The organism is Myxococcales bacterium, from assembly GCA_016712525.1.
GTDB lineage: Bacteria > Myxococcota_A > Polyangia > Polyangiales > Polyangiaceae > JAAFHV01.
Window position 1 is genome coordinate 42,412 of the sequence record JADJQX010000001.1, and the last position, 24,845, is coordinate 67,256.

Below are 24,845 nucleotides of genomic sequence, written 5' to 3' on the forward strand. Positions count from 1 at the left end.
TTCCTCCTATCGAGGAGACGCGCCAGGCGGCGTCGCGAACACGGCATCGAGCGATGCCTCCGTGACCCCACGTCGGAGCCACGTGTCGAGCAGCGTGGCGTCGCGGCAGGCGAGCACGCGCGACCTCAGGTCCTCGGGTACCGTGAAGCCGCGGGCCTCGAGCACATCCAGGAGCGCAGCAGCGCGGCCTTCTTCACGGCCTTCTTCACGCCCCTCTTCGCGGCCCTCTTCGCGACCTTCTTCGCGGATGGCCTCGAGGCTCTCGTAGCCCGCACGTTGGAGCAGGTTGCGCAGCGTGCCCTCGTGCGCGGCCTTCCGGTCCCACAACGCTTCGGCTCGCACGGGGTTCTGGAGCACGCCGGGCGCGAGAAGCTCGTCCCCGACGCCACGCACGACGGGCTCTTTGCCCTGCTCGTAGACCTCCACCCGACGCGGGCCCACGAGGCGCACCACCCAGACCCAGCGTGTCCCCGCCTCGAGCAAATCGACGATCTTGGATTGCAGCGAGGCCTCGTCTTGCCCGGTGCCGGCGTACTCCAAAGCGAGCGGCGGCGCGCCCTTGATCCAGCCCGGTTGATCGGGAACCCCCACCGAGACGTCGGGCGAGCGCAGCGTGTCGTCCGAGGGGGCGAAGCCTGCGTCCACCCCCGCCGACTCGACCGCAGGATCCGAGTCCAAGAGCTCGAAACCATACCCCGTTCCGCGCGCGCCGGCCCCACCCGTCGGGCCGCAGTAGATGGCGTTCCCACGCGAGAGCTCGTGGCGATCGCCAGGCGCGATGTCGTGCGTGCGAAAGGGGCCTCGCTCGGGCTTCGGGTTGTGGGCCATGGGGGCGAGTGTAGCCCTCGCGCGCGACCGACGCACGCGCGCGAGACGACCACGCGCGCCTCTTCCACTCGCTCACTCGGCGGCCGTGTCGGCCGTGCGCAGCTCTGCTCCCTCGGACGCAGCGACGGTCGGACGCGCGTTCATGTCGAGCACGGAACGGAACGAGCCTCGGTACGCATACGCGAGATAGATCCCGAGCGCCGCGAGCACGATGGGCAAGCCGAGCCCCGCGGGCGCGAGGGCCGCGTGATACGCGACGATGTGGAGCACGACGGGCGCGAGCACCGTGAGCGCGAGCGGCACGAACCGCCCCGAGAGGAGCGCGAGCCCCGCGAAGAGCTCGGTGCCCTTGATGAGCGGGAACATGTACCCGGTCGCCGCGAGCGCCCCGAGGAACGCCCCGGCCTTCTCGGGCGGGGCCGGCATCGGGATGAACTGGAGAAACCCGTTCAAGCCGAAGACGACGAACGCAAGACCGAGAAAAACACGAGCAATAGCAACACCTTTGAAGGCAGCTTTCATGGTCACTTCCTTTCGAGAAGCAGCATGGCCCTCGAAAAGATGTTGCGCCATGGGCATCACGCGTAAATATTCGTTGCCGTGGAGAGAACGATTAACTTCGACGGGGTCACGGCGTTCTTGGCCGTGGTCGAGACCCAGAGCTTCACCAAGGCCGCCGATCGGCTCGGCATCGCCAAGTCGGCGGTGAGCCGTCGCGTGAGCGACCTCGAGGACGCGCTCGGGGTGCGCCTCATCCACCGGACGACACGAAAGCTCCACCTGACCGACGCGGGCAACGCCTACGCGGCCCACGTCGGCCGCGCCGTCACCGCCCTCACAGACGCGAACGAGGCCGTGCGCGACCTCGGGGACTCTGCGCGGGGCCGGGTGAAGATCACGGCGCCGGTCGACATCGGCGCGACGTTCCTCCCCGACGTGCTCCTCCGCTTCCGCGAGAAGCACCCCGAGGTCGCCGTCGACTGCGTGCTCGCGGGGCGGCAGGTCGATCTCGTGGCCGAGGGCGTGGATCTCGCGCTCCGCTTCGGCCCGCTCCAAGACTCGTCGCTCGTCGCACGCAAGCTCTCCACGGGCTCGTCGTTCTTGGTCGCGAGCCCCGCGTACGCGGAGAAGCACGGTCTCCCGAAGAAGCTCTCGGATCTCGCGTCGCACGAGCTCGTGATCTTCAAGGCGCAACACGGCAAGATGCGCCTCGAGCTCGAGGGGCCGAAGGGGCCCGAGTCGGTCGACGTCACGAGCAAGCTCACCGCCGACGATCTCAGCTTCCTGCGCCGCGCGGTGCTCGACGGAGCGGGCATCGCGCTCCTCCCGTGGTTCCTCGTGGCCACCTCGGTCGACGCCGGGGATCTCGTGCGGGTCCTGCCGAAGTACCGGAGAGCCGGGGTGCCCGGGCACCTCGTGTACCCGTCGGCGCGCCTACTCCCGCGGAGGGTCTCCCTGCTCATCGAGCACCTCCTCGACGAGCTCCGTGTACTGCGCATCGAGCCCTCATGACGGGTGGGCTCGGCCTGTCGGGCCCCTGAGAGCCTAGCAGCCTGTTGATTTTCGGACCGAGGCCGTTCGACGTCCGCGCCCGACCCGCCGAGGCGCGATCCGAGGAGCGCCCGGAGCCTACTTTTGTAGGTGAGGACGACCCTTGGAAGTCCCCGACGGGGGACGCACCGCAGGATCGCAACGAAGGCGATCGGGATGCGGTGGCGAGCGGCCGACGACCCTTGGAAGTCCCCGACGGGGGATGGGAGAAAATCAACGGGCTGCTAAGAATCGCGCTCGAAGGGCCCGAGCCCCTTGCCGCACGTGTCCTCGCGCACGAGCATCGCGCGAGGACACCACCATGAGCACCCCCCACGGCCCGAGCCACGAGGCGCTCCTCGTCGACCTCCCGCGAGCCCAGCGCGGCGACCTCTCGCGCGTGGTCGACCACGCCATGGACACGTTCCGACGCGAGCGACGGCGGCGTTCGCGCGGTGTGGCTCGCGTCGTATGCGCGATCGACGACCTCCTCCGCACCGACGCCCTCGAGCACGTCGACGACCCCACCTAACCAGCCGAGAAGAGGTCCGCGATCATGCGCGACCTCGACCGCGTGAACGTGGCCCTCTTCACCTACCCGAGGCTCGTCCGCGCCATCACCCCGACGATCTCGCGGGTGCACGCGATCGAGCGGAGGCCCGTGCGCATCCTCGAGGTCGCGAGCGGTACGGGAGACATGGCGACGGCCCTCTCCGAGCACGCCGCGGCGAGGCGCATCGCGATCGAGCTCGTGGGCTCCGACGTCTCCCCCGACTACGTCGCGATCGCCGAGCGTCGCGCCAAGGCTCGTGGCTCGAAGGTGCGCTTCGAGACGATCGACGCCTTCTCACTCGAGCACTTGCCCGCTCACGCGTTCGACGTCGTGCTCATGGCGCAGAGCCTCCACCACTTTCGCCCGGGCCAGCTCGCGAGGGTCATCGCCGGGGCGCGTCACGCGGCGCGGCATGCCTTCGTGGGGATCGACGTGCGTCGGAGCTTCGCGGCGTATCCCGTGGGGCTGGTCGCCGCCGCAGCCGTGTCTGCGCCCGGTTTTCTGCACGATACGGTGCTCACCCTGCGCAAGGTGTACTCCGAGGACGAGCGAGCATCCGTTGATTTTCGGACCGAGAGGCGCCGTCGTCCGCGCCCGACCCGCCAAGGCGCGATCCGAGGCGCCCGCGGAGCCTAGTTCTCTAGGTGAGCAGGCACCGCAGGATCGCAACGAAGGCGGTCGGGATGCGGCGGGGGCGACCCGAAGGGAGAAAATCAACGGTTGCTCCGTCTCGTGGGGGAGCTCTCCGCCCCCGGATGCGCCGTCACGGCACGCCCCCTCCACCCGGGGTTCAGCCTGCTCGAGATCGACCTCTCTTCGACGGCACGAGACCCTTCGCAGAAGGGAGCGCATCCTCTAACGTAACGGAATGACACAAGGGCCTGCCGTGGAGCTCGTCGGGCGAACGAGCGAGCTCGGCCAAGTCGTCGCCGCGGTGAAGCGGCACCCCGCGGTCGTTCAAATCGTCGGGCCTCCGGGCTCCGGTGTCTCCGCGCTCGCCACGGCCGCGGCCCACGCGCTCGGTGTTCCGAGGGTCCTCAGGTTCGACTACGCGCACACCCCCGAGGGCGTCGAGCGCGTGCTGAGCCGCGCCAAAATTGGCCATAGTTTCGAAGACTTGCTCAGTGCCAGCGCCGAGACCGTCTGGGTCCTCGACGGGGTCTTCGGGGTGCTCCCCCTCCTCCGCGAGGTGCTCTCGTCGATCACGGGCACCTCGGCGCCGACGCTGCTCGTCGCGGGCGGCGCGCGGCTCCCCTTCGGAGAAGTGGTGCACCTCGGCCCGCTCGCGCGCGACGCGGCGACGAGCCTGTACTTGGCCACGGCGCGAAGGGCGCGAGGGGAGTCCTCGCCGGACGACGCGCCGGCCGTGGTTCGCGCGGTCCTCGGCTACCTCGACGGGCTCCCTGGGGCCATCGTGGCCGCGGCCGAGCGCGCCGCGCTTCTCGGTGGAAAGCGCCTGGCCGAGCGCCTCTCGACCGACCCCTCGACCCTCGCCGGGACGAGCCTGCATGCGTCGTTCGAGCGCGTTTGCGCGGCTCTGCCCGTGAAGGAGAGCCGCGCGCTCCGAGCGCTCTCGGTGCTCGACGGTCGGTTCTCGGCCGACGTCGCCGAGGCGATCGTGGGCACGCCCAGCGCGCTCGCGGACGTGCAGGCGCTCCGAGAGCTCGGGCTCGTCGACGCGACGACCGCCCACGGCGAACGAAAGCTCGCGCTCCCCCGCCCGCTGCGCGACTACCTCCGCTACGCCTTCCACGACGACGGAGACGGCGCCCGCGCGCGCGCCGAAGAGCACCTCGCCCGTATCGCGCTCGATCACGCCGAGCCCCACGAAGGACCGCGTGGCCGCGTGGCACCGGCGGACGCCATCACGGCGCTCGGCGCGCTCGTGACGATGGGCAACCTCGAGGGGGCCGCACGCGTCGCTGCGAGGCTCGACGCCCAGTCGCCCGCCGCGCTCGCCACCGAGACCGGGGTGCGCGCGCTCGATCGGCTCGTCGAGGAGCTCGAGAACGAGGACCGGGCGGTCGCCACCAGCGTGACTCTGGTCGCTCGGGCGCGCGCCCACCAGACCCGAGGCCGCCTCGACCTCGCGACGGCCGATCTCACGCGCGCGAAGTCCCTCGCGAAGCGCGCGGGCGATCCCCACGCGCAGGGCCTCGCCGATCAACGCCTCGCCAGCATCCGAACCGACGGGGGTGATCCGCGGGCCGGCAAAAAGCTCGCCGAGAGGGCCTTCGAGCTCCTCGACGGGGTATCCCCGAGGGACGCCGCCGCCGCGCTCTCCACGCTCGGGACGGCCGAGATGGCCCTCGGTGAGAGCATGGACGCGCGAGAGCACTTCGTCCGCGCGCTCGCGCTCCGCGAACAGGCCCACGACGACGAAGGCGCCGCGCAGGAGCACGCAGGGATCGGCGCGACCCTCTACCAAGAAGGCAGGCTCGCCGAGTCCGTCCGCTCGTACGATCGCGCGAAGGAGCTCCTCCAGGCGAGCCCACGCGGGGATCTCTTCGGCTACGTGCTCGCCGCGCGGGCCCTCGCCCTCCAAGAGCTCGGGCACTTCCCCGAGGCCGAGGCCGATCTCGCGCGCGCCACCGAGGTGCTGCTCGAGCACGAGAGCCTCCGGTTTCGCAGGGTTTTTCTAGGCTATTTGGCCCAGCTCCGGCACGAGTCGAAGCGCGCGACCGAGGCCGAACGCACATACCGCGAGGCCATCTCCGAGCTCCGCGAGGCGCGTCACGTCGTCTACGCCGACCTCTTCCGGGCCTCGCTCGGGGCGCTGCTCGCCGAGCTCGGGCGAATCACCGAGGCCGAGGCCCTCTTCGACGACACTGCCGACGAAGGCGCCCCGGTGCCCACCACCCTCGCGCGACGCATCCACCGAGGGCACGTCGCCTTGCACTATGCACGCACCGCGCGCGCCGCGGGCACCCCCTTCGAGGCCCACGTGGAGCGGGCCAAAGCTGCGCTCGGGCTCGCGCGCGAGGCCTCCTCCGACGACGACGTACGCTTCGCCGAGCGCCTCTTGGCGCGCGCCATCTCCTCCTTCGACTCGGGCGGCTCGGCACAAGAGGTCCTCACGGTCGGCAAAGACGTGAGCTCGTTCCGGGTAGGCCCGAGGGCCCCCGTCGATTTGCGGCGCAAGCGCGCGACCCGCCTCATGCTCAAGGCGCTCGTCGAGGCGCGTGTGCAGCGCCCCGGAGAGCCGATCGTGGTCGACGCGCTCGTCAAAGCCACGTGGCCCGGGGAGCGTATCCTCCCGCAGGCAGCGCTGAGCCGCGTCTACGTCACGGTGCTCATGCTCCGAAACCTCGGGCTTCGCACCATCCTCGTCCAACGCGACGGCGGCTACCTGCTCGATCCGAACGTTCGGCTCGTCGACGAAGGCGCCGGCTGATCCGGCGGAAGAGGAGCTGCCCCCTCACGCCCGAACGCCCACGGCTCTGGCTTCATCGTTTGCCCGCGCAACCCGACTCCACGCATTGTGAGAAGGGCGCACACGCGCCTCCAGCGCCACACACCTTCTCCATGTCGGCGCGGCAGGCCCCGCTCTGCGACTGTCCGAGGCACGTCTGGCACTCGGCCGAAGGGTTCTGCGGGGTCGCGGCGCACAGCGTGGTGGCGCACTGGGTCTTGCAGACTCCCTCTTTGCAGCCACAGGCGAGGAGCGCGTTCTGGAACGCGCCGTACGCCGCTTGCTCCTCTTGCGCGCAGCACTGCTGGCAGGCCTGCATCGACGACTCGCCGGAGCACTTGTCGGCCGACGTGGGCGTCGACGGCTGGGCGTCTTTGCCGGAGGGGGTCGACGAGCCGTCCTTCGCCGCGGTGGCGCCGTCCTGCTCGGCGGAGCCGCCGTCGCTCGTGGTGCTCGAGTCGGGGTCGTCCGTCTGCGTGCGTGTCACGGTGGTCGTGCAGGCGAAGGCCGTGAAGGTCAGAGCGAGGGCGGCGACGGGCAAGAGGGACAGCTTCACGTAAGGCTCCTTTTCGAACGACGAGCGCGGCGAGCCGCGCGAGACGGGTGATGGCACGAAGGCCGCGGCGAGGCCGCTGAGACCGACCTAAGACTCTTCGTCTCGGGGGCTCGCGAGCGCGTTCAAGGCATTTGGCAAAAGGCCTTCATGGCCGTGACGAATCCCGTTTTGCCAGCCACGACACACGATTTTCCGCGGCTCTCGTACGCCGCGATGCACGCCGCCGAGGGGGCGAGCTTCGCGCACTCGGGCGCCTTTTCGGCGGCCTTGCGGCACGTTTCGCGGTCCGAGGCCTTGGGGCACGTGTCGCCGGAGCACGCGAAGGAGAGGCAATCGGAATAGGACACGATCGCGTCTCCACACCCGGCGACGCCGGTGGTCTTCTCGATGCAGCCCGCCTGATTGACCACGAAGCCGTGCATCGAGGCGTCGCCGAGCATGACCACGGGCCCCCAGGTCGGGTCCTTCTCTTTGCTGAGCATGCACTGGCCACAAGGCGTGGTGATCCCGGTGCACGCCGGGTCCTCGAAGCGGTCCGAGCTCTCGAGGCAAGCTCGCACGAGCGCGTCGATCTCGGCGTCGGTGCAGGCGGCCTTGCGGGCCGTCCCGGGCGGACCGACGAGCGGGTCGAAGCCTTGGAGATTCGGCGGGCAGACCAGCGGACCTGCGTCGACCTCGGGCTCGCTGCCACCCTCGGGGGTCGCTCCGGCTTCGGTGGTCGTCGGCTGAGGAGAGGGGCTATCCGAGGGAACGACCTCGGCCTTGCACGCCACCATCGCCACGACGCCGAGCACGAGCCACGCTGCTTTTTTCATGGCTCGCGGTGTAGCGCAGAGCGCCGCTCGGAGCCGCGTGCCGGGCGCCCTTCTTAGGACGTCTCAGCGACTCAGGGCACACAGGTGCCCGAAGACCCCGGGTTCTTCGCGCACTGCGGAGTACCGAACGAGCCCGTCATGCGGCCCCCCGGGAACGTGACGTCGAACGTGCCCACGGCCGACGGCTGGAACGACGTGAACGTGATCGTGCCCGACGTCGCCTTGTTCGCGGGCGACGCGAGCGTCTCGCCGCAGGAAGCGCTGCTCTTCCCGAGGAGCGCGTCGACGAAGACCCCACCACCTTGCCCGATCGTGAATGTCCCCGGAGTGAGCGCCTGGTTGCTGCTCGGGTTCACGTACACCTGGAGGCGGAGCCTCGACATGTTCGGCCGCTCCGTCCCTAGGCCGTAGTCGTTGCAGCCACCTGCGCGGTCTTGCAGGGCGACCGCGACCGACGTGACCCGCACGCCGTTCATGTTGATCACGATGGCGTGCGCCTCGGCCGGGGCGATGGAGACGCCGGACACGGTGCCGTTCACCACGTTGCCACCCGACGGAGGTGGCGGAGGCGGCGGCGGGTTCGTCGCGCCGTCGGGAGATGCCGCGGCGTCACGCTCGGGCGTGGACGCGTCGCTCTCTGGCGTGCCCGTGGGCTTCGGCGGAGGAGCCTGCGGCTTCGTGCCCGACGCGGTCGACGACGGCTCGGTCCGCGCTCCGACGATCTCCTCCTCGTCCTCGAGGGGCACCGAGGTCCCCGTCGCGCAGGCGATGGCAAGAACGGGCGCCACCATGGCGACGAACACACGCAGAGAGACGACGGCGCTGAGCTTCAAAGCACACCTCGACGGTAGAGTGCACACATCGCCCTACGCCTGCTCTTTGCGGGCGATCGAGCGCGATTTCTCACACGTAGCGATGGCTCACGGCCCGGCCTGCCTCAACTGAGAGCGGCCTAAGAAGGGCGCGCGCAGCTCTCGCATCTCGCCCGTGACCGAATCCGCGAAGCGACGCTCCGCACCGCATCTCTCCGCTCTGCTCTCCGCTCTCCGCTCTCCGCTCTCCGGTCGCCCGTGCCCGTGCCCGTGCCCGTGCCCGTGCCCGAAGCGGCAACGCTCCGCTTCTCTCCGCTCTCCGCTCTCGCCCGTACACGTGCCCGTGCCCGTGCCCGAATCAGCGAAGCGACGCTCCGCTTCTCTCCGCTCTCCGCTCTCGCCCGTACACCTGCCCGTGCCCGTGCCCGTGCCCGAATCAGCGAAGCGACGCTCCGCTTCTCTCCGCTCTCCTCTCGCCCGTACACGTGCCCGTGCCCGTGCCCGTGCCCGAAACTGCGAAGCGACGCTCCGCTTCTCCCTGCTCTCCTCCCCTCTCTCCGCTCACCCGTGCCCGTGCCCGTGCCCGTGCCCGAAACTGCGACGCGCCACGGCCGACCATCGATGCCGCCAAAATAGTGTATATTACACACCTTTGACTCCACGCCTCAGCCATCGTCCCGCAGACGCCGGGCACGGGCACGGGCACGGGCACGGGCACGGGCACGGGCGAGACCGCAGACGGCAGACGCGAGACGGCAGACGGCAGACGGCAGACGCCGGGCACGGGCACGGGCACGGGCACGGGCGAGACCGCAGACGGCAGACGCGAGACGGCAGACGGCAGACGGCAGACGCCGGGCACGGGCACGGGCACGGGCACGGGCGAGACCGCAGACGGCAGACGCGAGACGGCAGACGGCAGACGCCGGGCACGGGCACGGGCACGGGCACGGGCACGGGCGAGACCGCAGACGGGAGACGGGAGACGGCAGACGGCAGACGACAGACACCGGGCACGGGCACGGGCAGGGGCACGGGCGAGACGGCAGACGGCAGACGGCAGACACCGGGCACGGGCACGGGCACGGGCACGGGCACGGGCACGGGCACGGGCGAGACGGCAGACACCGGCACGAGCGAAGAAGTCGGGGGGCTCCCTACGCCGATCGGAGCGTGATGAGCGCGATCGCCGGGGCCGCGCCGAGGCGAATGGGCGGGCCCGTGGTGCCGAGACCGGGGTGCACGTAGAGCGTCGAGCGCCCCTCGGTGTAGACGTCGACGTTGAACCGGTGCGCGAGCGTGGCGAGCGACATACGCCGCGCCAAAAAGGGGATCGCGAGCTGGCCTCCGTGCGTGTGGCCCGAGAGCTGGAGGTCGACCCCGCGCTTCACGGCCTCGGGGAACACCTCCGGGTCGTGGGCGAGGAGCACACACGGCGCGCCCTCGGGTCGCGCGGCGAGCGCCGCGTCCATGTCGGCACGACGGGTCCAGGTGTCGTCGATCGCGGCGAGGTAGAGCGTGGCATCTCCGCGCGTGAGCGTTTGCCCCTCGTTGCGGAGCACACGCACACCGCGCTCCCGGAAATAGCCAATCATGGGCTCGCCGTCGCCGAAGTAGTCGTGATTCCCCATCGACACGAACACCCCGTCGGTCGCGCGGAGCGCTCCGACCACCTCGGCGATGTCGTCGTGGAAGGCCACGCCGCTCGTGACGAAATCTCCGGTGAGCACGGCCGCGTCGGGGCGAAGCGCGTTGGCGCGTTCGGCCCAGCGTTTTCCCCACGATTTTGGCGTGTACGAGCCGATGTGCAGGTCCGACAAGTGGGCAATCGTGTACCCGTCGAACGCGGCGGGGAGCCCCGAGACACGCACCTCGACGCGCCGAATCTCCGTCCACCTCCGGCGCACGTAAATGCCATACGCCCCCACGGCGAGCCCGAGCAGGTACACCCGCGAGAAGAACACGAGCGGCAAGAGCTCCCCGCCCGTCACGAGCCCGACGATCGGCCGCACCACGAGGAAGAGCGCGCTCGGCACGAGGGCGAAGATGCACGCGCACCAATGCACGAAGTACGGCACGTAAAACCAGGTGACGAGCCGCTCCTCGCCCTTGCGGTCCTCGAGGCCGTGCCACACCCTCGCGACGAAGCCCCCGACACCGAGGAGCACGAAGACGAGCGCCAGACCCACGCTCGCGAGCGCGCCGAGACCACGCTCCCTCGCTGCCCCGAAGACGCCGAGGGTGGGGCCGAGGTGGGCGACCACCGTGCCGTAGAAGAGCATCACGACCATGCGGCTCGGCCGCGGCGGCAGCTTCACGCGACGATGCGCCCTTCCAAGAGGGCGCCGTCGTCGAGCACGGCGCGCACCATCGACTCGTTCGCCGAGAGCGCGACGACGTTGGCCTGCGTCGGGAGCTCCCCGGTCATGCGCAGCCACGAGCCCGCGCTCCGCCGCACGAGCCTCGCCGAGGCGGAGCCGGCCCAAGCCGAGCCGTCAGGAGCGACCGAGAGGCAGACGAGATCCCGTGTAGTCTGCACGGCTTCGAGCTGCCCCGCGCGGCGCTCGTTCACGAGGAGCGCGTGCCCACCCGCCCCCACCGTGACGGCTTGGCCATCGGGGAGGGACGAGATCGCATAGAGATTTCCGTGGCAGAGGGTGCCGATGAGCTCGCCGCGATCGGCGTGGATGCGCACGAGCGCGCCGCGATCGCCGCACGCGAGCACCTCGTTCCCGACCACGGCGACCCCGAGGAGCCTCGACGCGTCGGGGCATTCGACGAACGGATCGAGACGACCTTGGGCGAGGCGCACGGCGACGCCGGCGGTCGCGCCGAGGGGGACGCTCCGCGTGAGGCTCCCGCGGTACGGCTCCTCGCCGACGAGCCACACGGAGCCGTCCGGCGCGCGGCCCGCCCCACAAAATTCGACGCCCGGGCGCGCCACCGGGACACGGGTCACCGTGCCTCGCGGAGACACGACGGCGACGAGCGAGCCGTGCCCGTAGAGCACGATGTCGCGCCCATCGGCCCAAAACGCGCCGCGGATCGCGCGAGGATCGATGTCCCGTGGCAACGCGATCGGCTGCCACAACCCACGGTCCCACACGAGCGCGCCCACGGCGCCGACCGCCGCGACCTCACCCGACGACGCGATCGCCGCCGCGCGCAGACCGAGCGGGCGCGGAGGCCGAGCGACGACGGCGAATTTCCACGACGAAGGCTGCGATGCCACGGTCTCCGAGAAGCGCAGAGGGCGCCCGTACGGGAGCGTGTCGAGGTTGTCGACTTTCTGGGAGAGGGGCGGCCCCGACGGAGACACGACGGGAACGAACGCGGGCGGCTCGTGCGAGGCCGCGGCGAACGAGCGCTGCTCCCCCGTGCCGGGGCCGAGCGACGCGAGCGAACGCTGCTCGCCGGTGCCCGCGCCGAGCGACGCGAGCGAACGCTGCTCGCCGGTGACGATGCCCGGATCGGTGGGCGCCGTGGCCTCGAACGGGGACACGAGGCTACGAGGCACGTTCTCGGCGTCTTCGATGGGGGCGAGGGCCGCGTCGAGCTCGTTCACGAACGTGCGCACCCCGTCGTACCTGTGGGCAGGATCGGCGGCGAGCCCCTTCGCGAGCACGGCGTCGATCGCGGCGAGCTTCTCGGGTCGACGCGCGAGCTCACGCGGGAGCGCCGTCTGGATCCGCACGAGCGAAGGCCGCGGCCCGTTCAACATGCGAGTGACCACGACGAGCGGATTTTCGCCGTCGCTGAAGGGAAAGGCGGGCCTGCCCGAGAGCATCTCGTACGCCACGGCCGCGAGGGAGAACACGTCCGTGCGGGGCGAAACCCGCTGATTTCCGCGCTCGTATTGCTCGGGCGGGGCGTACCCGATCGAGGCCCCGGCGAGCGAAGCCGTGCGCACGAGGTTCAGCTCGGCGAGCTTCACGAGGCCGAAGTCGGTGACCTTGGCCACCTCTTGGCCGCCCTCGGTCGAGAGCAAAATGTTCGAGGGCTTGAGATCGCGGTGCACGACCTTCTGTTGGTGCACGGTCTCGAGGCCTTGCCCCACGTGGCGGAGGATGCGCCTCACCCTCACGACCGCGAGCGCTCCCGAGGTCCGTAGCACCTGCTCGAGCGAAGGGCCGTTCACGAACTCGAGCACGGTGAACGGGAGCGCGATCGTCTGCCCGGCGAACGGCACCTGCGCGACGGCGTGATCGTAGAACCGGACGACGTGCGGGTTCGGCTGCATCGACAGCATGCGGAGCACGTCGGCTTCTTGTTGGAACCGGCGCAGCGCCTCGAGGCTCACGGTGTCGGGGCGCAGCACCTTCGCGAGCACCACCACGCCCTCGGGGTGGTTCCACCGCGCGCGAAAGGCCCACCCCTGGCCCCCTTCGCCCACACAATCGCGCAGGTGGTAGGTCACTCGCCCCGTGCCCACGAGCGCTTGCCCCGAGAGCGAGTCTCTCAGGGTCACGGAGGCCGGCGGTGCCCCTTTTTTGGCCATACCCCGCAGAATAGCCGCGGCGGGGAAATCCCACACCAAAAGCAAAGGCCACGTCTCCTGAGAAACGTGACCTTCGAAAAATGACCGCTCGAGGCGGCTCGGCAGGCGTTCAGCCCTCGAGCATCTTGATGAGGGTCTCTTTGTTGGTGACGCCGACGTGCTGGCCGGCCTTGGAGCCGCCCTTGAACACGAGCACGGTGGGCACGCTGCGCACGCCGAAGCGCTGGGTGACCTTGGGGGCGTCGTCGATGTCGAGCTTGGCGACCTTGTATTTGCCGACGTTCTCGTCGGCGATCTTCTCGACGATGGGCGCGAGCATCTTGCAGGGGCCACACCAGGTCGCCGTGAAGTCGACGAGCACGGGGATCGGCGAGCTTACCACCTCCGCGTCGAAGTTATCGTCGGTGAGCTCGATCACGTTCTTTCCGGCCATGAGGAAGACTCCTTGGGATGCGTGGGGCGTGGGCAGAAGCGCGCGCGGCGAACGCGCGACGACTTTTGCGATCGCGGGCACCTTGCCCGGCGACGACCGCTTCCCGAAGGTAAGCAAGGCCTCTCCGAAAATCCACCGGGTCGGCGTGCGAAATCGTGGGGCCGGGCAAACCTCTGCCCTTTCCGGTCCGGCACGACGAAAGGCCCGTGCGGCGCGGCGCGCTCGGCTACCCTCGGGCGGCCCGCCCCATGCCTCGTCGCCCGCCGACCCCGAAGCCCAAGGCTCGACCCGACTCCCCGCGCGCCGCGAAGGCCGCGGCCCCGAAGCGCCGCACGCAGGCCGAGCGCCGCGAGACCACGCGCCGCGAGCTCATCGAGGCCACCATCAAGTCGTTCTCCGACGTGGGCTTCACGAACACCACGGTGGCCACGATCGCCGAGCGCTGTTCCATGTCGCGGGGCGCGCTCTTCGGCCATTTTCCCACGCTCTTCGACCTGACCACCGCCGCCGTCGAGGAGATGTTCGCCCGCCTCCGGCACCACGTGATCGACTACGCGAGCCGCACCGAGAACCGCTCGCCGAGCGCCGCGTTGCCCGAGCTCTGGCGCATCTACAAGAGCCCCGAGATGCAGATCCTCCAGCAGGCGCTCGCCGAGGCCGCGGTGAGCCCCGAGCTCGCGGCGAGGCTCGTGCCCGCGCTCGAGGCCCACGAGAAGGCCACCCTCATGGCCGCCCGCGCGTGGTTCCCCGAGGCCGCGAAGAACCCGAGCTTCGACGCGCTCTGCACCGCGCTCCTCTGCTTCTTCCAAGGGGCGTCGCTCCTGCGGCTCGTCGACACCTCGGGCCGACGCGAGCGCGAGCTCTTCGAGCTCATGACCGGGCTCGCGGATCTCGGCGTCGCCCTAGCAGCCCGTTGATCTTCTCCCGTCGGCCGCTCGCCGCCGCATCCCGACCGCCATCGTTGCGATCCTGCGGTGCGTCCCCCGTCGGGGACTTCCAAGGGTCGTCCTCACCTACAAAAGTAGGCTCCGGGCGCTCCTCGGATCGCGCCTCGGCGGGTCGGGCGCGGACGTCGAACGGCCTCGGTCCGAAAATCAACGGGCTGCTGGCGCCGCCCCGAGGGAACGACGCGCGCTGACGGGCTATAAATGCCCGAAACTACGGATATTTCTGACCAATGACCCGCACGTCCCGAGCGGGAGAACGGGTCAGCGGCACACGATCGTGGAGCCTGGGCCGTTCGGCCCCGCGCACACCTTCGGGCTCGCGCACTGCTGGCCTCCGACGATGCTGCCGTTCTTGCAGGCGTACGCGCCGAACGCCGCGAGCTCGCTGCAGTAGAGGCCGTCGACCTTGCCGACGCAGGTGTCCTTCGCGTTGGGGGTGCAGGTGTTGGCGTTGCCGACGAAGTAGTGAGGGTCCGACTTGATGGGCCTCAGCGTGAGCAGATCCTTCGAGACCGAGGGGAAGCCGAGGCCCGGGACCTGGAGGCGACCGCCGGCATCGATGCGCAGGCCGTGCTGCTCCCAGAGCGCGAACCCTCCGCCCACGTCGCCTCCGTTGCCGACGGTGACGCACGCTTCGCCGGTGAGCTGCGCGTACGGACCGAGCTTGACCTCGAAGCCGGCCGCGTCGAACGCGAGCAAGCTCACCACGGCCTGCACGGTGCACTCGCCGGTCATTCCGGCCTTGGCGGTGACGCCGAGGAACTGGTGCTGCGCGCTCAAGGTGGGAGGCTCGTTCACGACCTGGATGTCGGTGCCGCCGTCGTAGACGAAGCCGGCGGCCGCGTGCCCACGGAGCTCGAGGCGGCTCGTGGCGGAGACCTCGCCGGTGACCGTGAGGGTGCACCGGAGCTCGGGCCGAAGGCGCACCGTCATGGGGATCGGGCCGGACACGGGGATCGCGACGCTCGGGCCTTCCCAGCGTTTGTCGAGCGCGCCGCCCTGCGACGAGGCCGCCGAAACCACCTTCACGCCGTAGCGGAAATCGGCCGCGACGAGCGGGTCGAAATCGACGCGGGCGCTCGCGCGTTTGACGCCATAGGGGATGCCCAGGGCCTTTCGGAGCTTGAGCTCGCCGGTGAATTTCGTGCCGAGCGAGATCTTCGCGTTCGACACGCCGACGACGGGGCGAAACTTCACCTTCGGGTCGGGGTCGGCCTCGTACTCGCCGCCGAACGTGGTCGAGCCGTTGGCGACGCCGCTCGGTGTGGGCGCCTTGGTCTGCACGCCAGGCGCGGGCTCGTCGCCGAAGATCGACGGGGTGCCACCTTCGCCCCACACGAGATCACCCTCGGACAAGAGCTGATCGAGGTACGCGGGCTCGGTCACGAGGACGGCCTCTTCGCCCACCGTCTTCACCTCGACGACCTTGCGCAAGAAGCCGTACGGGTTCTCGGTGTTGGCCGCGGAGGCCGAACGGTTCGACGCGAGGATCGTTCCCGGGACGACGCGCGCGAGCACCTCGGCCGAGGCGCCGCTGCGAGGGACACGGATCTCGTTCGCCGAGACCTTCGCCACGTCGGCGAACGTTTGAGGGGCGCGTACGGCCTCGGGGCGGAACGCGACGGGCACGGGCGCGGTGAAGTCGACCGAGTCGAGCGCGGGAGGATCTTCGACCCCACCGCACGCCGCGATCCCCAGCGACACGACCCCGAGCCCCGCGACGACGAACCTTCGCATGGGACCGAGCGTGCCACGAGGCCCCGAGGGCGGCAACGGCGAGCGACCGTTCGGTACGGGATTTTCAGACACCTCGAGGCCACGGGAGGGCATGGAAACGAGGCCCTCGGTGGGCCACGAGGGATCCTGGTCTCTCGACGTACCACGACATATGTACCCATCGGTCGACATCCATCGCTGGCCGCGCGCGCGCGAAATCGCCGAGCGCGACGGGACGACGGCCTCGGCTGCTAAGCTCGGAGAGAGTGCCCCGCCCGCCGAGCCCCACCCCACCGACGCCCTCGCTGCTCGCGGCCGTGATGGTGACGGCGCTCGGGCTCGCCTCTGGCGCGTGCACCCCCGAGGTCGTGCCCACGAAGACGCCGACGTGCCCCGCGGGCCCGTGCGAGCGCCCGAAGCCCACCCGGCCCGCTCGGCGCGCGCGCCTCGAGTACGAGGTCGAAGGGCGCCCTTTCCGCCTCCCCGTGGTGCGCGCCACGGTGGGTGGTGCACCGACGTTGCTCCTCGTGGACACGGGCGCAAGCTCCCACGTGCTCACACGGTGGCTCGCCAAGAAGGCCAAGCTCACGGTCGACGACCAAGGAGATCGCAGCCTCGATCACGCGGGGCGCGCGGTGGCGAGCCTTCGCACGTCGGCGCCGAAGATCGTGGTCGACGGATGGGGCCCGCTCGAGGATCGCCCGACCCTCGTCATCGACGTGCCCGAGGCGCTCGAGCGGCTCGGCATCGGGGGATTTCTGTCGCCGCAGAGCCTCGGGGGCACGGTGGTGCTCGATCTCCTGCGTGGCGAGCTCCGCGACACGACGAGCCCGGGCGAAGAGAAGGGCGCGCTCGCCGAGTGGGCCACGTTCTCGAGGCCCGAGCCCAAGTCGCTCCCCGAGCCGGTCGCGTGCGCCGATCCGGCGAGTCTCTTGCCGGCGCTCACGTTCGTCCTTCCCGCGCGCATCGGCGACGAAGCCGTCTCGCTGCTCGTGGACACGGGGGCGCAGCGCACGGACCTCTTCGCGACGTCGCCCGCGGGGAAGGCCCTCGCGCCTCGCGCCGAGCCGGGAGAGCCGCTCATCTTGGCCGCAGGCAAGGTCGAGTCGAAGGTGCTGCGCGGCACGTCGCTCGCCGTGGGCGACGTGAAGGCCGAGGTCGACGTGGGGATCCTGCCCGGCGCGAGCACCCCCTCGTGCCCACGCGACGGGGTGCTCGGCATGGACGCCCTCCGGAGGTGCGTGCTCGTGATCGGCCAAGGCACCTTCCACGGACGATGCCTCGGGCCTCCGTGAGGGCGCGAGCCCGTCAGTACCGGTAGAGCGCGACGATCTCGCGCGAGACGCCGCTCGTCACGTGGAGGCGCGCGCAGGTCGCGGCGGCGTGGAGCTCGGCGCGCTGCCCGAGCAGTCCCTGGAGGTCGTCGTAGCGGTTCGGTGCAGGGGCAAAATCCCAAACGTAAATGATGGGATACGTGTTCACCATCGGCGTCGCGCCGAACGAGAAGACGACCCCACGAGCGCTCGCGTTCGCGTCGTGTTGGTAGTCGGACGTGTGCCTCACCGAGAAGCGCGGCTGACCGCTCTGCGTGTAGAGTACAAGGTGCGTCGAGAACGCGAACGTCTTGTAGTCGGTGACGACGCCGCCCGAGTACGTGAGGAGCGCCTGCGTGTGAGGGACGGGCGCGCCCCACGGACCGCAGGTGGCCGGGTCGGCGCCCGTGCACGTACGATCGCGCCGCATGAGCGTGGCGTCGGCGAGCTTCAGTCGAGGCGCGCCGCCGAGCTTCGCGAGGGCCATCGCGGCGTCGATCGCGGGGCCGTCGCAGCTCCTCGGGTCGAACGGATCGGTGATCACCGGAGGCGCCGCGTCGACCACGTTCGCGTCCGCCACGCCCCCATCGCCGGGGCTCGCGTCGTCCGCGCTCGCGTCGTTCGCGCTCGCGTCGTCCGCGCTCGCGTCGACCGCGCTCCCATCACGAAGGCCCGCGTCGAACGCGCTCGCGTCGGAGCCCGGGCTCGCGTCGACCGCGCTCGTCGCGCCGTCGCTCGAGGTGCTCGCGTCGGAGCCCGTGCCCGCTCCGCCGTCGGCGCTCTCTTCGGACGAGCCCCCACCGCACGCGCCAGCGGCCGCCGCAACGACGAGGGACACGACGATGGGCCATCGAGAGAGGGGCAGGTTCACGGTCTCAGGGTATACGCGCCGCGGCCCACGAGCTTCCCCGAGGCCCCTGACATGGCGCGCCGGGGAGGTGCCGAGCTGTGCCACAGCGCCGCCCAAGGCATCTCGTAACCACCTGGAACCACTGACATTTGAGCACGGCACACGGCGTGCTTATCGCGCGGTCATGCCTTCGTCGAAGCTCGTGCTCGCAGGTCTCGTCCTCACCCTCCTCGGCGCCGGCGCGTGCACGTCGGAGACCCCGAACAACGCCGCCGCCGCGGCCGATCGTGCGTCGGCCACGCCGCTGCCTTCGGATCAGGCGAGCCTGCTCGGGAGCTTCGAGGCCCCGCTCCGCGTCGAGAGCTCGCCGTACGGCGCCACGCGCGGTCGCATGCGCGTCGACCTCGTCAACCAAGACGGGAAGCTCGCCGTGTTCCTCCACGGCGCGGCCTTCTACGACTCGACCCTGGTCCGGGCCCGGGTGGACAGCATCGACGCGGGCGACGTGAAGGGCGAGGTCGTGCTCCAACGTCAGCCCTACACGTTCACCCTCGCGCGCACGCCCGACGGCACGCCTGGCTCGATCGCCTTGACCGGCCCCGGAGTGCCTCCGACCACCTTCCAAGGGCCGCTCGAGGCCGACACGACCGAGCCCACGCTCGCCGGAAGAGAGAACGCGTCCGCGCCGTGGGAGCCCGGGATCGTGCGCTTCAGCGAGGGCGTCCTCCCCGAGGACGTGCGGGTCACGCCGAACGGAACGCTCGACGTCCGCGCGCTCGCCCCGGCCGCGGGCACCCCCTGGGCGTTCGGCCTCTCGTACCGCTTGGCGCTCTCGTCCGCGTGGGACACGCCATCGCAAGCGTCCTTCGAGGTCTCCGTGAAGGACCCGACGGGCAACTCTCTCGTCAACGGCACGGTCCAGGTCGGGAGCGCGCCCTTGCCCAAGGCTCGCAGCCGGTTCGATTTTGCCGTGGATACGCCGACTTACCCCGCGGTGGCGCCGCGCCTGCTCGGCGACTGCGAGGGCGCGGCGCAGTGCCTCCGGGTCTCGCAAGGCTCGAAATTCGGCCTCCGCGTGGCTCCCGGCGCGAGCAAGCTCCGCATCCGCTACGCGCTCCGCGCCGGCTCGTTCGAGGGCACGGCACCGAAGACCACCGTCAATCTGACCGCGTTCGTGGCCCCGGGCGACGCGACCGAGCCCGTCGAGACGAAGCCCCTCGAGGTCACGTGGAGCACCCTCCCCCAGGCCACCGAGACCCGCGCGTTCGCCACGGGCTGGGCCGACATGATCGTCACCTTGCCTCGCCCTGCCGCCGAGACCGGCGTCACCGTCCGCTTCGACGGAGAGCCTCGCGAGCCCGTCGCGGCCGATCCGAACAACCCGTTCGCGCCCGTCAAAGCGCGCCACATGGTGATGCTCGTCAAAGAGGCCGTCGCCGAGTGACGTCGCGCGCGTAGGTCACGCGGCGCGGTCGTGCGAGAGCTCGAGCGCCGCCGCGCGCACCGCGGATACGGAGCCCGTGCGCAGGTAGACGACCTTGGTGCCGTCGTCGGCGAGGTCTTTCACGCTGTCGCGGAGCGAGTGCGACACCATGCTCACGACGACGAAGATGGCGGCGACGCGGCCGAGCGAACGGCGCGCCCCCGGGGGGACACGCTTTTCGAAGTGGCGCACGCGGAGGCCGCGCTCTTCGAGGGCCTCGCGGTAGCGGTCGAAGAGACCTCCGTTGCCGCCGACGAGGACGACGGTGGACTCGGTCTCGGGAGAGGGGCTCGGGGTGCGGGGGGTGGGCTTGCTCATGCCCTCTCCTTTCGCAAGAGCGGCGCCAACCGTTTCGCCCTGCATTTTCCCAGGTTTTGCGTGCCCGCACGGGTATTCCCGAAACGGTGTCGCAAGATGGGGGCGTGGTCGTCGCCGATCGCGACAGGTTGTCAACGGCGGGCGCCGTTCGCGGCAGGGCGACGCGGGCGGCTCACGCGCGTGGCCGAGACGGTGCAGCGCGATCCCCTACGATTTCCAGCCGATTGTCAGCTTGGCAGCGTGCGCGTGGGTCAGTCGGCGCAGCCGAGGCCGACGTCGGTCACGTCGACGCCCGGGGTGAGCACGATGGGCGACATGCCCGTGCCGAAGACCGCGAGCTCGTGGTCGCCGCGCGAGTTTCGTGGGCCCGCGAGCCAGAGCGCCGCGTATCGACCGTCGGGGAGAGGGCACGGCGACACGGCGTTGTCCGAGGGCGCGGCGGGCACGGGAACGGTCGCGCCTTTGGGGAGGCGCCAGATGATCTCGGGAGCGACGGCGCGACCAGGGACCGGCCACGCGGCCTCGAAATAGAGCCCGTCGGTGCCCTCGTGGGGGTTCTGCACGTGGCTCTGGCGCGCGTTCGGGAGCATGGACGCGAAGGCGACGCGGCGGAAGCCGGTGCCGTCGATGCCGACCTCGCAGGCGTCGTTGTCGCCCGTCTCGGGGTACATGTTCTGGCCGCAGTCGAACGTGACCCGCGTTCCGTCGAGCGTGAGCGCGGGCATGTTGTTGTACGGGTACGACGACCCTCGCGAGAGCAGCACGGGCTCGCTCCAGCGCCCAGAGACCTTGCGGGTCGCGAACACGTCGACCTGGTGCGGGCCACCCGAGGCGGCGTACACGATGAGATCTCCCGTGACCGGGCGAATCGCGGCGACCCCCTGGGGGGTGAACGCGCGGCCGCCGGGGCGAACCACGTCGACCCAGGAGAGATCGCTCGGGGCGATCACGAGGCAGTCGTCCGAGCAGCCGCCGAAGCGGTCGGACGTAAAGAGCATCCAGCGCGAGTCGCGGCTGGCGGTGATGCGCGTGTCGGTGCCGGGACCGCCGAACTTGCCGAGCGCCCGCGAGACGTTCTCGGGGGGCGGCGCCGGCTCGGGCCGCGATGCGGTGCACCTCGCCGCCGAACGTGTAGTAAAGGTGACCTCCGGTGAGCGGCGCGGGGATCGCGCGCTCCACCACGGCGGCGTCGCTGGGCGCGCCACCGTCGGTCGCGGGGCCGGCGTCACGGCGCGGGGTCTCTCCCGCGGGGGGCGCCTGGGTCGGCGCGCCGGCGTCCTCCTCGAGGACGACCTCGACGGGCTCGTACGGCGCGGGCGGCGGGCCTTCGATGTAGTCTCCGCAGGCCGCGAGCCCGAGCGCCGAGACGGCAAGCGCGAGGCCCACGAGGGGGCCGATCGAACCGGGGGTCAGAGCAAGTTTGTCTCGACGCGTCATCTCGGCTCCGGTGTAGGACATGGTGGCCAAAAGGCAACCTCGCCTGACGAATTTCCGAGAATTTTAGGTCGAGCTCAGGGAGCTCAGCCTCGGGATCGGCAAGCGCACCTTGTCCTACGCTGCGCCGCGCCAGACCTTCCCTCGCGACGCGTGGTTCGCTCGAGGCCGGGTCAGCCCGCGCGGCGCGTCTCTGGCCGGGCCATGAGGGCGCGGGCCCAGTCGGGGGTCTGAAACCCTAAGGGCAACGTGCGCCGTTGGGCCTCTTCGCCGAAGAGGGCCTCGCGGAGCTCTGCGATGTCGAGCCAACGGACCGCGCGGCGCGGGTGGAGCGCTCGCTCGACCGCGCGCGCCACGTGCCAGGGGACGTCCGGGGCCGCGGCCACGAGACCTCCGGGCACGGGCACGAGCATGGCCCGGATCACCGAGGGGAGCGGCCCCTTCAGGGCGACCTTGGGCTCGTGGCCCGTGAGGAGCGTGAAGAGCAGGGCGCCGAGCTCGAACACGTCGGTCTGCTCGTTTGCCGTGCTCGCGGGCTCGGGGGCGCGCGCGTGGGCTCGTGAGGTCGGCTCGATCACGAGGCTGCCGTCCGGGAGGCGCACGATCGACGAGGCGTGGAGCCCCTTCACGCGCTCGCCGCGCTTGTGCGCCTGGGCCACGTGGAAGAGGAGCACGTCGGCCACACGGAGGACCTCGTCGAGCTCGAGGCGCCCGCCGTTCTCGGAGGCCAACGCGGCGAGCGACTTGCCCGGCCCGCTCGGCGATACGTTGCCCGCGAACGCGACCCTGTTCATTTCGACGAAGCGCATGGCCGTGACCTCCGAAGACGAGCCGAAGAGGCTCTGTCTCGTTCGTGCAGGTCGCGACGAAAACGGATCAGGGCCGCGCGCGATTTCTCGAGAGTGCCGTATTTTCAGCGCGCAGGGCCGCCGTCGCGCTTCGAGGGGACGACCTCGTCCGGGGCACGGGCGGGCAGCTTCGGGGCCTCCTCGGCGCCCTTGCGGCGGCCGTAATCGAGCGCGCTGGCGATGCCTCGCGAGAGGTCGTCGATGGGCGCGTGCGCGGAGATGCGCACACGGGCGCCGTCGGTCGAGACGGAGAGGGAGTCGAGGATGGGGCCGAACCCGAAGAGGCGGAGGCCGATCTCCTTGGAGAGCGCGAAGCGCTTGCGCTCGACGAGGCGCGCGAGCACGGCCGCGTGCGCAGGAGTGTCGGCGCGGAGCTCGGCGCGGACCGCGAGCTCTTCCCCCGCGCGCGCCACGAGCGCCGCCCCGGCGACCCCCACCGAGAGCACCGCGGCCATCACGTTCTCCGGCGAGTCTTCGCCCGAGGCGCCGCTCACCTCCCGCGACATCTCGGCGCGCAAGCGCTCGCGCACCGCGCTCGGCAGCACGACCGACACGATCGCCGTGGGCTTCTTCATGCCGTCCTCGGCCCGGAGCGACGCGAGCATCTCGCCGTGCGCGTCGCCCACGAGCGCGCGCGGGTGCTGCCCCTCGGCGGCCTTGAGCATCGCCGTGAGCCACTCCCCCGCCGCGACGACGAGCAGGCCGCCCTCACGGAAGCCGATGCCCGCCGCGAAGGCCCCGGCGCCGCTCGCCTCGAGCACGTGGAACGAGCCCACGACCTTCGGGGCCGTCTTCTGGGATCGGGCGAGCGCGATCCGCTCCGCGCACGTCGCGAGCTCGCTCTCCGTGACACGCACGTGCGCCGCGAGGCCGAACGTGCCGCGCTGCTCGCCCTCGGGGAGCGTGACCCACATGTCGTCCACGCGGGTGAGCGGATCGAACCCGCAGCCCCGCGAGAGCTCGTCGAGGCCGAGCGTCGCCGTCGTGCCCTCTTGGCCGACCACGGCGGTGTAGAGCGGCGACGCGCGCAGCTCGGGCACGTCGATCTTGGCGACGAGGAAGCTCTCTTTCGGCAGCGCCGACTCGGGGCCCTCGTCCGACGCGCGCGTTCCCCCGAGCTTCCACGTGAGGAGGATGAGCACGCCGAGCACGGCGGCGAAGAGCACCGCGAGCGCGAGCGGGTTGTCGATGACCGACGCATCTTCGGGGAAGCTCGGCTGCGGGAGGGGCTTCGGGAGAGGCTTCGGGCCGGCGCTCGTCTCCCGCGCGGCCTCGGGCTCGGACCGGGTGGAGCTTTTGGGCGGGTCGGCCTCGCGCTTCTTCGCCGGGCGTGGCTCGCCTTCGCGGCGGGCTCGGGCCTCTTCGGGGCCCTCTCGTCGTTTCTTCTTCTTGGAGCCCATGCGCCTCGGGCGGGAGAGTGCCATAGGAGGGAGGTCGCGGGGAACGGCGGCCCGTCGAACGTGACGAGAGCCACGCGCTCGGGCTAACGTCGAGCCCCGATGCCCGCCGACGCGCTCGTCCTCCTCCGCCCGAAAAACCCAACGCTTCTCGAGCCTTACCTCGACATCGACGACGACGAGGGCGACGACGACGACAGCGACGAGAGCGACCTCCCCTACGCCGAGCGGCTCGCCGACGGGGCGTTCCTCGTGCACACCTTCCAGCCGTTCGCCGTCTTCCAGGGCGATCCCGACGAGGGCCGCGTGTGGCTCGAGGCCTTCGCCGAGGTGCTCGACGGAGCGCACGACGATCCGCGAGGGGTCTTCTTCTTCCCCGACGAGCCTGCCATCGAGGCCGACACGTACGACGAGATCGTGGCCGAGGTCGAGGCCGCGCGGCGCGGGCTGTGGATCCCGAAGGCGCTGCTCACGGCCGCCGAGCGGGCCGCCCGCAACGCGACGCTCTCGCGGGACCTCGAAGAGGCGAAGCGCATGGTCGCCGCGCTCACGGGCACCGAGATGACCCACGAAGACGCCGAGCGCGCCGTCGCGATGGCCAAGAAGCTCTCCTCGGGGGCGCCCGCGCTCGCGACGCCGTTCGGTGCGGCCAAGCTCCTCGAGGACGTGCAAAAGCAGCTCATGGGCGCGATGGGCCTCGCGGCCGGCCCGAGCGAGGACACCGTGGTCGTGCTCGTGAAGCGCAAGACGGAGCTCGAGGTCGACGAGGACGAGGTGGTCGACGCGTACCTCTTGGAGGATGGGAGTGTTGCGCTCGAGACGTTCGTACCTTTGGCCTCGCGCGACGATCTCGCGGCGGAGCTCCGTGGGCCGCGCGCGGCGTGGATCGCGGAGCACGAGGATCCGCGTGGGGTGCCGACGTTCTCGTCGGCGCACCTCGAGAGCCTCGAGGACGTGGGGCAGTACGAGGCGGTGCTCGAGGCGCTGGGGGACGAGGTGACGTTCCTGCGGGTTCGGTAGGGGAGGCGGGGAGGTCGTGCCACGGCGGGGCGGGAGAGAAGAAGTGTTCGGGCACGGGCACGGGCACGGGCACGGGCACGGG

22 protein-coding genes are annotated in these 24,845 nt (G+C 70.9%); 8 read left to right on the top strand and 14 right to left on the bottom strand.

Annotation, left to right across the window (positions count from 1 at the left end):
- Positions 1 to 6: 6 nt before the first annotated feature.
- Positions 7 to 828: a Uma2 family endonuclease gene (locus IPK71_00170; protein ID MBK8212134.1), complete on the bottom strand. Its 822-nt coding sequence runs from the start codon at positions 826 to 828 to the stop codon at positions 7 to 9.
- A 72-nt stretch (positions 829 to 900) separates the two neighbouring features.
- Positions 901 to 1,350: a DoxX family protein gene (locus IPK71_00175; protein MBK8212135.1), complete on the bottom strand. Its 450-nt coding sequence runs from the start codon at positions 1,348 to 1,350 to the stop codon at positions 901 to 903.
- 78 nt (positions 1,351 to 1,428) lie between these two features.
- Between IPK71_00175 and IPK71_00180 the strand changes: the two genes are divergently transcribed.
- The 4 genes from IPK71_00180 (at position 1,429) to IPK71_00195 (ending at position 6,305) form a co-directional block, all read left to right on the top strand.
- A complete protein-coding gene (locus IPK71_00180; GenBank protein ID MBK8212136.1) occupies positions 1,429 to 2,340 on the top strand; it encodes a LysR family transcriptional regulator in 912 nt (303 codons plus the stop codon).
- A 340-nt stretch (positions 2,341 to 2,680) separates the two neighbouring features.
- Positions 2,681 to 2,890, top strand: a complete 210-nt coding sequence (locus IPK71_00185; protein MBK8212137.1) for a hypothetical protein — start codon at positions 2,681 to 2,683, stop codon at positions 2,888 to 2,890.
- A gap of 24 nt (positions 2,891 to 2,914) precedes the next feature.
- Complete coding sequence (locus IPK71_00190) at positions 2,915 to 3,547, top strand: class I SAM-dependent methyltransferase (GenBank protein MBK8212138.1); 633 nt, start codon at positions 2,915 to 2,917, stop codon at positions 3,545 to 3,547.
- Positions 3,548 to 3,779: 232 nt separating this feature from the next.
- Positions 3,780 to 6,305, top strand: coding sequence for a tetratricopeptide repeat protein (locus IPK71_00195; GenBank protein MBK8212139.1), 2,526 nt, complete (start codon positions 3,780 to 3,782; stop codon positions 6,303 to 6,305).
- A 52-nt stretch (positions 6,306 to 6,357) separates the two neighbouring features.
- On the opposite strand, the gene IPK71_00200 is transcribed toward IPK71_00195, so the two are convergent.
- The 6 genes from IPK71_00200 to trxA all read right to left on the bottom strand — a co-directional run bounded on the left by IPK71_00200 (position 6,358) and on the right by trxA (position 13,437).
- Positions 6,358 to 6,879: a hypothetical protein gene (locus tag IPK71_00200; GenBank protein MBK8212140.1), complete on the bottom strand. Its 522-nt coding sequence runs from the start codon at positions 6,877 to 6,879 to the stop codon at positions 6,358 to 6,360.
- 122 nt (positions 6,880 to 7,001) lie between these two features.
- Positions 7,002 to 7,694, bottom strand: a complete 693-nt coding sequence (locus IPK71_00205) for a hypothetical protein (GenBank protein MBK8212141.1) — start codon at positions 7,692 to 7,694, stop codon at positions 7,002 to 7,004.
- A gap of 71 nt (positions 7,695 to 7,765) precedes the next feature.
- Positions 7,766 to 8,527 (bottom strand): hypothetical protein, encoded by a 762-nt coding sequence (locus tag IPK71_00210; protein MBK8212142.1) that lies wholly within the window; start codon positions 8,525 to 8,527, stop codon positions 7,766 to 7,768.
- Between the two features lie 1,136 nt (positions 8,528 to 9,663).
- On the bottom strand, positions 9,664 to 10,824 hold the full coding sequence (locus tag IPK71_00215) for a metallophosphoesterase (protein MBK8212143.1): 1,161 nt from the start codon (positions 10,822 to 10,824) through the stop codon (positions 9,664 to 9,666).
- Positions 10,821 to 13,004, bottom strand: coding sequence for a protein kinase (locus IPK71_00220; GenBank protein MBK8212144.1), 2,184 nt, complete (start codon positions 13,002 to 13,004; stop codon positions 10,821 to 10,823). Before IPK71_00220 ends, IPK71_00215 begins: the two co-directional genes overlap by 4 nt.
- Before the next feature lie 109 nt (positions 13,005 to 13,113).
- A complete protein-coding gene (gene trxA / locus IPK71_00225) occupies positions 13,114 to 13,437 on the bottom strand; it encodes a thioredoxin (protein ID MBK8212145.1) in 324 nt (107 codons plus the stop codon).
- Positions 13,438 to 13,685: 248 nt separating this feature from the next.
- Between trxA and IPK71_00230 the strand changes: the two genes are divergently transcribed.
- On the top strand, positions 13,686 to 14,354 hold the full coding sequence (locus tag IPK71_00230) for a TetR/AcrR family transcriptional regulator (protein MBK8212146.1): 669 nt from the start codon (positions 13,686 to 13,688) through the stop codon (positions 14,352 to 14,354).
- 291 nt (positions 14,355 to 14,645) lie between these two features.
- On the opposite strand, the gene IPK71_00235 is transcribed toward IPK71_00230, so the two are convergent.
- Positions 14,646 to 16,121: a hypothetical protein gene (locus tag IPK71_00235; GenBank protein ID MBK8212147.1), complete on the bottom strand. Its 1,476-nt coding sequence runs from the start codon at positions 16,119 to 16,121 to the stop codon at positions 14,646 to 14,648.
- 245 nt (positions 16,122 to 16,366) lie between these two features.
- On the opposite strand from IPK71_00235, the gene IPK71_00240 reads away from it, so the two are divergent.
- Positions 16,367 to 17,395 (top strand): aspartyl protease family protein, encoded by a 1,029-nt coding sequence (locus IPK71_00240; GenBank protein ID MBK8212148.1) that lies wholly within the window; start codon positions 16,367 to 16,369, stop codon positions 17,393 to 17,395.
- Positions 17,396 to 17,408: 13 nt separating this feature from the next.
- Here IPK71_00240 and IPK71_00245 read toward each other — a convergent pair whose 3' ends face one another.
- Complete coding sequence (locus tag IPK71_00245) at positions 17,409 to 18,284, bottom strand: hypothetical protein (GenBank protein MBK8212149.1); 876 nt, start codon at positions 18,282 to 18,284, stop codon at positions 17,409 to 17,411.
- A gap of 163 nt (positions 18,285 to 18,447) precedes the next feature.
- Between IPK71_00245 and IPK71_00250 the strand changes: the two genes are divergently transcribed.
- Complete coding sequence (locus IPK71_00250) at positions 18,448 to 19,707, top strand: hypothetical protein (protein ID MBK8212150.1); 1,260 nt, start codon at positions 18,448 to 18,450, stop codon at positions 19,705 to 19,707.
- 15 nt (positions 19,708 to 19,722) lie between these two features.
- Here the strand turns inward: IPK71_00250 and IPK71_00255 are convergent, their stop codons facing one another.
- From IPK71_00255 to IPK71_00270, 4 genes are all read right to left on the bottom strand, one after another.
- The gene (locus IPK71_00255) at positions 19,723 to 20,064 is read right to left on the bottom strand and encodes a DUF2325 domain-containing protein (GenBank protein MBK8212151.1); all 342 of its coding nucleotides are present in this window, start codon (positions 20,062 to 20,064) and stop codon (positions 19,723 to 19,725) included.
- Positions 20,065 to 20,315: 251 nt separating this feature from the next.
- Positions 20,316 to 21,293, bottom strand: a complete 978-nt coding sequence (locus tag IPK71_00260; GenBank protein ID MBK8212152.1) for a hypothetical protein — start codon at positions 21,291 to 21,293, stop codon at positions 20,316 to 20,318.
- Positions 21,294 to 21,671: 378 nt separating this feature from the next.
- The gene (locus IPK71_00265) at positions 21,672 to 22,307 is read right to left on the bottom strand and encodes a hypothetical protein (GenBank protein MBK8212153.1); all 636 of its coding nucleotides are present in this window, start codon (positions 22,305 to 22,307) and stop codon (positions 21,672 to 21,674) included.
- A gap of 104 nt (positions 22,308 to 22,411) precedes the next feature.
- On the bottom strand, positions 22,412 to 23,770 hold the full coding sequence (locus IPK71_00270; GenBank protein MBK8212154.1) for a hypothetical protein: 1,359 nt from the start codon (positions 23,768 to 23,770) through the stop codon (positions 22,412 to 22,414).
- A 75-nt stretch (positions 23,771 to 23,845) separates the two neighbouring features.
- Between IPK71_00270 and IPK71_00275 the strand changes: the two genes are divergently transcribed.
- The gene (locus tag IPK71_00275) at positions 23,846 to 24,763 is read left to right on the top strand and encodes a hypothetical protein (GenBank protein MBK8212155.1); all 918 of its coding nucleotides are present in this window, start codon (positions 23,846 to 23,848) and stop codon (positions 24,761 to 24,763) included.
- Positions 24,764 to 24,845 lie beyond the last annotated feature (82 nt).